The organism is Gilliamella sp. W8136 (assembly GCF_016101285.1).
Taxonomy (GTDB): domain Bacteria; phylum Pseudomonadota; class Gammaproteobacteria; order Enterobacterales; family Orbaceae; genus Gilliamella; species Gilliamella apicola_N.
Window position 1 is genome coordinate 88,228 of sequence record NZ_JACFQU010000016.1, and the last position, 8,120, is coordinate 96,347.

Genomic DNA, 8,120 nt, shown 5'->3' on the forward strand with positions numbered 1-8,120 from the left:
TTTTCATTACTCCACTGCTATGTAGTTCGTTCATATCTTTCTTTTATCTCTTAGGTATTTATCTGATCAATCACAATTTTAATGGAGCTCTTAATAACTTAATTATCTTAAACAAGTTAAATATTTTGTTTAAGGCTCATCTCCAACCTCTACTACAGCTTTTTCACAATCCAGTCTTTCTTTTTTAGTACATTTTTTATCAATAGATTTTTCCTCAGAATTTTCATAAGAAATGCAGTATTGATCCTGATAATCATATTTTTTTTTGTTTTTATTAAAAAGATATTGTTTATATAATTTGATAAACATTGGATCAACAAAAACATCACCACATGTTTTTGTACTGGTTGCTGTTTTCTTTTCTGGATCAAACTGAATCGAATATCCTTCTAAATTCGCTTCAATATATTTATTTTGTGACTCATCATAGATGTAATATATTTGTTGGACATTGTCGGCATGAGATTCGGCATTTTGAAGAAAAAAATCATTTTCATTACCATCAAAATCAAAATCACCGATTTGTAGGACATTAAAAGATTGAAAAGGATATCCCTTTAAACTTTTTATACTTTGCAATAATTCGCCATTCTTTTTACTGTAAATATTGATACCAATAATTTTAATATAATCTTCTTTCTCTTTAGATGATAATACTTTGAAATAAAAATCTTTGGTTGAACTTCTTTGTAAAAATTCGACATTTTTGAATTCAGTATTTTTAATAAGCTGTTTTGCCTCATTAAGCTTTTTTTTATCCGAATTATCAATTAATGGCCAAGATAAATTATATTCAAATTTCTTTTCCAACTTAAAATCACCAAATGTTTGCGATGAACCGACTAAATAATTATTTTTAGAGTTTATTTGGTTTTCACCAAAATCAAAATCTTTAATAAACATTTCATCTTTTGTATCCAAATTATCATTTATGTTGTATCTAAAATGATAACCATCATCTCCTTTTCTAGCCAAACCTAAATAACTAATTGTTTTTGTTTTATAATCAAGATAAATTATATCAAAGTCATTTTCGGATATAGCACTAATATAAAACTCAACTTTTCTATCCCCCATATTTCCAACGTAGACCCGATCGATTGCTTCAGCTACCTGCGGAATAAGAAAAACTATCATCAGTATATATTTTATTGTATTCATTATGATATTTGTCTTAGTTTTTTAATAAGTTATCTACCTTAAACAAGTTAAATATTTTGTTTAAGGCTCATCTCCAACCTCTACTACAGCTTTTTCACAATCCAGTCTTTCTTTTTTGGTGCATTGTCTTAAATAATAATTATCACCATCTGGAATAGCTTCACAATACTTATCTATATAAGTATATTTTTTTTCTTTATTATTAAAATAATATAATTTTTTTAATAAAACATTAGATGAATAAGTAATTACATCACCACATGTTTTTGTACTGGTTGCTGTTTTATTTTCTGAATCAAACTGAATCGAATATCCTTCTAAATTCGCTTCAATATACTTATTTTGTGAATCATCATAGACGTAATATATTTGCGGGACATTGGCGGCGTGGGACTCAGCACCCTGAAGAAAAAAATCATTTTCATTACCATCGAAATCAAAATCACCAATTTGTATAGCATGAAATGTATAAAAAACATACTCTTTTGAATTTTTTATGGTCTGTAATAGCTCCCCATTTTTTTTACTGTAAACATTGATGCCAGTAATTTTAATTTCTTCTTTTTTCTTTTTGGATAATATAACTTTAAAATAAAAATCTTTGGTTGAGCTTCTTTGTAAAAATTCGATATTTTCAAACTCAGTATTATCAAATAACTGTTTGGATTCTACTCGAGTTAGCTCATAACCGTTTGCAGTAAAAACATTATATTCAAATTCTTTTTTTAATTTAAAATCACCAAATTTCTCTGAATACCCAAATAAATAATTACTTTCTGATTTTACCTTGTTTAAACTAAAATCAAAATTTTTAATAATTAAAGTATCACTATCATTATCTGTATCAATCGTTGTAAAGTTTTTAAAATGATAATCGTTTTCTTTTTTTTGAGGTCCTCCTATATATCCAACTTCATATGTTTTGTCTTTAATATAAGTAATATCAAAGTTACTATCAGGTGTGGCCAACAAATAAAATTCAACTTTATCATCCCCTATATTTCCGCTGTAGACACGATAGACTGCTTCTGTTACTTGCGGAATAAGAAAAACTATCATCAGTATATATTTTATTGTATTCATTATGATATTTGTCTTAATTTTTTAATAAGTTATCTACCTTAAACAAGTTAAATATTTTGTTTAAGGCTCATCTCCAACCTCTACTACAGCTTTTTCACAATCCAGTCTTTCTTTTTTGGTACATTGTCTTAAATAATAATTAACACCATCTGGAATTGCTTCACAATACTTATCTATATAAGTATATTTTTTTTCTTTATTATTAAAATAATATAATTCTTTTAATAAAACATTAGATGAATAAGTAATTACATCACCACATGTTTTTGTACTGGTTGCTATTTTATTTTCTGAATCAAACTGAATCGAATATCCTTCTAAATTCGCTTCAATATATTTATTTTGTGAATCATCATAGATGTAATATATTTGTGGGACATTGACGGCATAAGATTCACTATTATTCAGAGAAAAATCATTTTCATTACCATCAAAATCAAAATCACCGATTCGTATAGCTTGAAATGTATAAAAAATATACTCTTTTGAATTTTTTATGGTTTGTAATAGCTCCCCACTTTTTTTACTGTAAACATTGATGCCAGTAATTTTAATATCTTCTTTTTTCTTTTTGGAAAGTATAACTTTAAAATAAAAATCTTTGGTTGAGCTTCTTTGTAAGAATTCAACATTTTTGAATTCAATATTATCAAATAATTTTTTAGATTCTACTTGATTTATCCCATAACCGTTTTCAGTAACAACATTATATTCAAATTCTTTTTTTAATACAAAATCACCAAATATCTGTGAATAGCCAAACAATTCATTGCTTTCTGAATTCACCTGATTTAAGCCAAAATCGAAGTTTTTAATAATTAAGGTATCATTATTATTAACTGTATCAATCGTTGTATAATTTTCAAAATAATAGTCGTTTTTTATTTTTTTTGGCCCACCCATATACTCAATTTTCTTTGTTTTATCTTCAATAAAAATAACATGAAAGTCACTATCAGGTGTGGCCAACAAATAAAATTCAACTTTATTATCTCCCATAGTTCCGCTGTAGACACGATAGACCGCTTCTGTTACTTGCGGAATAAGAAAAACTATCATCAGTATATATTTTATTGTATTCATTATGATATTTGTCTTAGTTTTTTAATAAGTTATCTACCTTAAACAAGTTAAATATTTTGTTTAAGGCTCCTCTCCAACCTCTACCACAGCTTTTTCGCAATCCAATCTTTCTTTTTTAGTACATTTTTTATGAATAGATTTTTCCTCAGAATTTTCATAAGAAATGCAGTATTGATCTTGGTAATAATATTTTTTTTTGTTTTTATTAAAAAGATATTGTTTATTTAATTTGGTAAAAAACATTGGGTCAACAAAAACATCACCACATGTTTTTGTACTGGTTGCTATTTTATTTTCTGAATCAAACTGAATCGAATATCCTTCTAAATTCGCTTCAATATATTTATTTTGTGACTCATCATAGACGTAATATATTTGCGGGACATTAGCGGCGTGGGACTCGGCACCCTGAAGAAAAAAATCATTTTCATTACCATCAAAATCAAAATCACCAATTTGTATAGCATGAAATGTATAAAAAACATACCCTTTTGAATTCTTTATGGTTTGTAATAGCTCCCCATTTTTTTTACTGTAAACATTGATGCCAGTAATTTTAATATCTTCTTTTTTCTTTTTGGATAATATAACTTTAAAATAAAAATCTTTGGTTGAGCTTCTTTGTAAAAATTCGATATTTTCAAACTCAGTATTATCAAATAACTGTTTAGATTCTACTCGAGTTAGCTCATAACCGTTTTCAGCAAAAACATTATATTCAAATTCTTTTTTTAATTTAAAATCACCAAATTTCTCTGAATACCCAAATAAATAATTACTTTCTGATTTTACCTTGTTTAAACTAAAATCAAAATTTTTAATAATTAAAGTATCACTATCATTATCTGTATCAATCGTTGTAAAGTTTTTAAAATGATAATCGTTTTCTTTTTTTTGAGGTCCTCCTATATCTCCAACTTCATATGTTTTGTCTTTAATATAAGTAATATCAAAGTTACTATCAGGTGTGGCCAACAAATAAAATTCAACTTTATCCCCCCCCATATTTCCGTTGTAAACTCGATAGATTGCCTCTGTTACTTGCGGAATAAGCAAAACAATTATTAATATAGATTTTAAAATACTCATATCCTTGCCTTTAATTTTGTTTATAATATTTATTACCTTTTTTTACAGCGTCTTTTTGATCTGCTTCATCTATTGGATTTAGGTTGACAAAGAAAGCAGGGTTTATTTTATAACCTAAACTCATTTTTCGTTTATCTTTCTCATTTTTCTCTAAAGATCGATTATAACGAGGCTTCATAGCAATTTCTAAATGCAAATGTGTATTTGGAAGGTTTTTTGCATTACCTGTGTCAGATGTATATCCAATATGATCACCTGCTTTAACCTTGCTGCCAACTTTTATTCCTGGTACTTTTTTAGTATCATGTACATGACAATATCTAATATAAAAATAATCACTATTTATATCAAAATCAACTGCTTGAGTTATTTCATTTTTTTCTTTACCCGAAAACTCTAATGTATAATTATTTCTTGATGCACGTAAATCATCACCTTTCACTTTTAACACAATTACTTTGCCATAATCACCTTGATCCTCAAATTTAACAATTTCACCATCCAAACAAGCATAACAAGGGGTTCCAATGCGTGCAAATATATCTAAACCAGCATGAGCTCTTTCACCTCCATTTCTGACAAGCCCATAAGCACCATTCCAAGGTCTATCGTCTTTAGAACTGTTATAACGAGTCCGTTGCGGATTTTTTAAAGGTTCATGCCAAGGGCTGGCTTTAATTTTAAAATAGTTAATTAACATCATCGGGTGTATAAAACTTGCCTGACCATCAAGATTTAAAGTAGCTGGTAGCGTGATATCTGAAGAATTACTTTCATTGTTCGTTTTGGATTGTTCTGATTTGTTCTGTTGGTTTTGTTTTGCTAAACCTTTTGCAACATCATCCCACCATAACATTTTTTTTATCTTTTCTTTTTCATTATCCCAAAGCGCTACTTTTTGTTTTAATTCTGTATAACAAAAATCTTGGATTGTTTTATTATTATTGATTCCTTGTGCCTGCAATTCTCGACGTTTTAATTCTAATCCTCTTTTTACCGATTCTCGTTCATTTTCTGCTAATGTACTTATATAAGCATCACATTTTGCCGAATCACCATCTTCTAAATAGCTCAAGACTTTTTTTGCTTTCTCGTTAAATTCACTATCTAAGGCGTCCCATTTGGGTATTTTGCCTTGTGCATCAATTTCACTATACCATTCACTTTCGCTCTTAATCAGTAAACGTGAAAGTGCCGATGATAATTGTGGTTTATCCGTGATTCCGTTGAAACTTTTTGCATCTATCTTGGCATATTTTTTTTGGTCTAAATGATATTGCCTATCTAAAATTGTTAACGTCTCTTTTAACGTCGGTTTATAGGATCCAAGAGATGTATTATCTCTAGATAAAGACTTTTTAACATCTAAATAAAACTCTTTTGTAGTCGCCTTTTCTTCTATCAGCTTAAAATCAAACCAATCCCAACAACTCACTTTTTTTACGCCTTCACTATTTATGGCTAACCAACCACGGATAGGAGCATTATTTTTATCAAGAGCATGCTCTATAAAAATCCATAATATGCCATCTTTATCAATAGCTCGATGACTCAACTTTTTAAAGACTCCATTATTAATATCAAGTAATAATGGAGTATCAATAATCGAACTATTATTCGCTAATGCGCTTGCCTGTAATGGATATTCACTCCAGGCTTTTTTATCAGTCGCTAAAGAGATATTACCCTTTGCATTTATGCTTTTTGATATCTCTTCACTATTTTCTATCCATACTGTTTTTTTCTTAGTTTTGGATGCGGTGATTTCGATTTGTAACCATTTGACATTGATATCTTTACTGATTACTTTAATCTCAGTATGTTGCCCCACGTCTGTGTCTGCATCTTTCGGTGATTTAAGTAGTTTTGCTTGTTTCGAAATACCTAATAAGGTCTTCTCTTCCTCAGGAAGCTTACTGGCTTCTGCTTGAGTTAGTGCAATAAAGTTAGGCAGGTCATCACAGGTAAAACATTCAACATGCAAGTTGGTTTCGCATTTAATTTCAGTGTTGTTCTGAGAAAGTGATATCTTAGGGGTATGGTCATGCCCAATATGCCCAATCAAATCACCAGCTTTTATTGGAGATGGTGTATCTAATACAACCACTTCATTGTATTCTTTTCCTCGGGAAATTCTTTCAAGGCAATCAAACCAAATTTTTGTGTTTTCCTTTGGTAAAGGAATGGTGGGTTTACCATCCCGAATCACTTCAGTTAACTCAACAAAATGTTTTGCTTTTTTATTTCCCGATATTTTAACTTGGGTTCCTCCAGGTAGCATTGATAAGATTTTTTTATCTTTTCGAACTCTTAATCCTTTAGAACTTGCACATGTAGCATTAAACTCTTTTGTTAGTATGCTAAGCTCTGTAGATTGACCTGAAAGAAGTTTTTTGTGCTCATTTAATTCTAAAATCTCAAATTCTTGCGAGGTCATCTCTTTACCAATAAAAATCCAACCTAAAATGTCTGTTTGAGCCTCACCTTGAGTGTGTTTGATTGATTTTAACTCGGGAATAGAGGAATAACCTTCCGCTAAACTTGTAACAGCATACCAATTATGATTTTCGTCATGTAAATTGAGATTTAAATTTACTTTGGTACCGACTTGTAATACCGCTAATATACTGTCATTTTTTGAATTGTCCGCTTTATCGCGAATACATAATCCTTCTACCTTATTCAATTCTTTATGGTCAGGTAGAACACGATAAATATCTTGTTCCCAAAATGAAGGTGTTGACGTTTTAGAATTTTTATCATAAAAAGCAGTATCGGCCAGATGCATATAAAGGCTATAAAAATAGAGTTGATGCGGCGGCAGTTTTTCTTTTTCCGGTTCAGTGGGGGTATTTTCTGATGTAGTATCAGCTTTATCTGCCGTTGAATTAGTAGAAGTTGCAGTATCATTTGTCTTAGAAGCAGAAGATGCGGGAGAATTATCTTCTGCAGGTTTTTCTGTTGTTGAACTATTTTCGGTATCAGGCTCTGTTGATTCTGTTTTTTCTTCAACTCGCTCCATTTCGAGTAGATGACGTACCAAAACAAAACCTGTTGAGTAGAAAGCAACTGTATCTCCATAGCTAATATTTTGATAGTTATCATTAATTCGATAAGCAACTACTTCACCATCGGCAATACAATGAACCTGTCGTTCGTTTTCATCACCTAATTCTTTAAGTACTGTTTTATCAAAGTGAATGCCCATATGTATAAGCTGATTAATACTAATTGGATAAAATCCTTTTGACGCTTTCAATAAGGCACTGTAATAATTATTGACTGTAAGATCTTTTTTACTATTAATAATAACTGGAAATTTCCATTCTTTTACTGCTGACAATGACATTGCTCATTCCTTAACCTACAAAATATTATAATAATTATTTTTAAACACAATATGGCAACACTAAGGAGATCTTTAAATCTAGGATTATTATTCTTTGATACCTTACATGCCATTTTTAGTATTATTTTTTATTTAGACTAAACATGAATATAATTAGAATAGCCAATAAATTATATTTCTTTTAAATTAATTTGTGATAAAAGTAATCTAAAATGGTTTATAAAAATACCTTATCTCGTATAATTTGCAATCTTTTTTTGAAAAAAGTTTTTTAATTTAAATTAGATAGATAACTTAGTAATGACAGTAATAAATTAACGCAATACCAGTTAAAAATTGATTTCTGAGTAGTAGC

At 29.2% G+C, this 8,120-nt stretch carries 5 protein-coding genes; all 5 read right to left on the reverse strand.

Annotation, left to right across the window (positions count from 1 at the left end; translation table 11 throughout):
• Nucleotides 1–129: 129 nt before the first annotated feature.
• From H3T96_RS11715 to H3T96_RS11735, 5 genes are read right to left on the reverse strand one after another with little or no spacing between them, the layout of a single operon-like run.
• On the reverse strand, nucleotides 130–1,161 hold the full coding sequence (locus H3T96_RS11715; RefSeq protein WP_144092826.1) for a hypothetical protein: 1,032 nt from the start codon (nucleotides 1,159–1,161) through the stop codon (nucleotides 130–132).
• 60 nt (nucleotides 1,162–1,221) lie between these two features.
• Nucleotides 1,222–2,244: a hypothetical protein gene (locus H3T96_RS11720; RefSeq protein ID WP_144092828.1), complete on the reverse strand. Its 1,023-nt coding sequence runs from the start codon at nucleotides 2,242–2,244 to the stop codon at nucleotides 1,222–1,224.
• Between the two features lie 60 nt (nucleotides 2,245–2,304).
• Complete coding sequence (locus H3T96_RS11725) at nucleotides 2,305–3,327, reverse strand: hypothetical protein (protein ID WP_144092830.1); 1,023 nt, start codon at nucleotides 3,325–3,327, stop codon at nucleotides 2,305–2,307.
• A gap of 60 nt (nucleotides 3,328–3,387) precedes the next feature.
• Nucleotides 3,388–4,416 (reverse strand): hypothetical protein, encoded by a 1,029-nt coding sequence (locus H3T96_RS11730; protein WP_144092832.1) that lies wholly within the window; start codon nucleotides 4,414–4,416, stop codon nucleotides 3,388–3,390.
• Between the two features lie 10 nt (nucleotides 4,417–4,426).
• Complete coding sequence (locus tag H3T96_RS11735) at nucleotides 4,427–7,765, reverse strand: M23 family metallopeptidase (RefSeq protein WP_144092834.1); 3,339 nt, start codon at nucleotides 7,763–7,765, stop codon at nucleotides 4,427–4,429.
• Nucleotides 7,766–8,120: the final 355 nt, after the last annotated feature.

Bases quoted from the DNA above. Each gene is read 5' to 3' on its own strand.
- H3T96_RS11715 (WP_144092826.1), bottom strand. From the start codon at position 1,161: ATGAATACAATAAAATATATACTGATGATAGTTTTTCTTATTCCGCAG.
- H3T96_RS11720 (WP_144092828.1), bottom strand. From the start codon at position 2,244: ATGAATACAATAAAATATATACTGATGATAGTTTTTCTTATTCCGCAA.
- H3T96_RS11725 (WP_144092830.1), bottom strand. From the start codon at position 3,327: ATGAATACAATAAAATATATACTGATGATAGTTTTTCTTATTCCGCAA.
- H3T96_RS11730 (WP_144092832.1), bottom strand. From the start codon at position 4,416: ATGAGTATTTTAAAATCTATATTAATAATTGTTTTGCTTATTCCGCAA.
- H3T96_RS11735 (WP_144092834.1), bottom strand. From the start codon at position 7,765: ATGTCATTGTCAGCAGTAAAAGAATGGAAATTTCCAGTTATTATTAAT.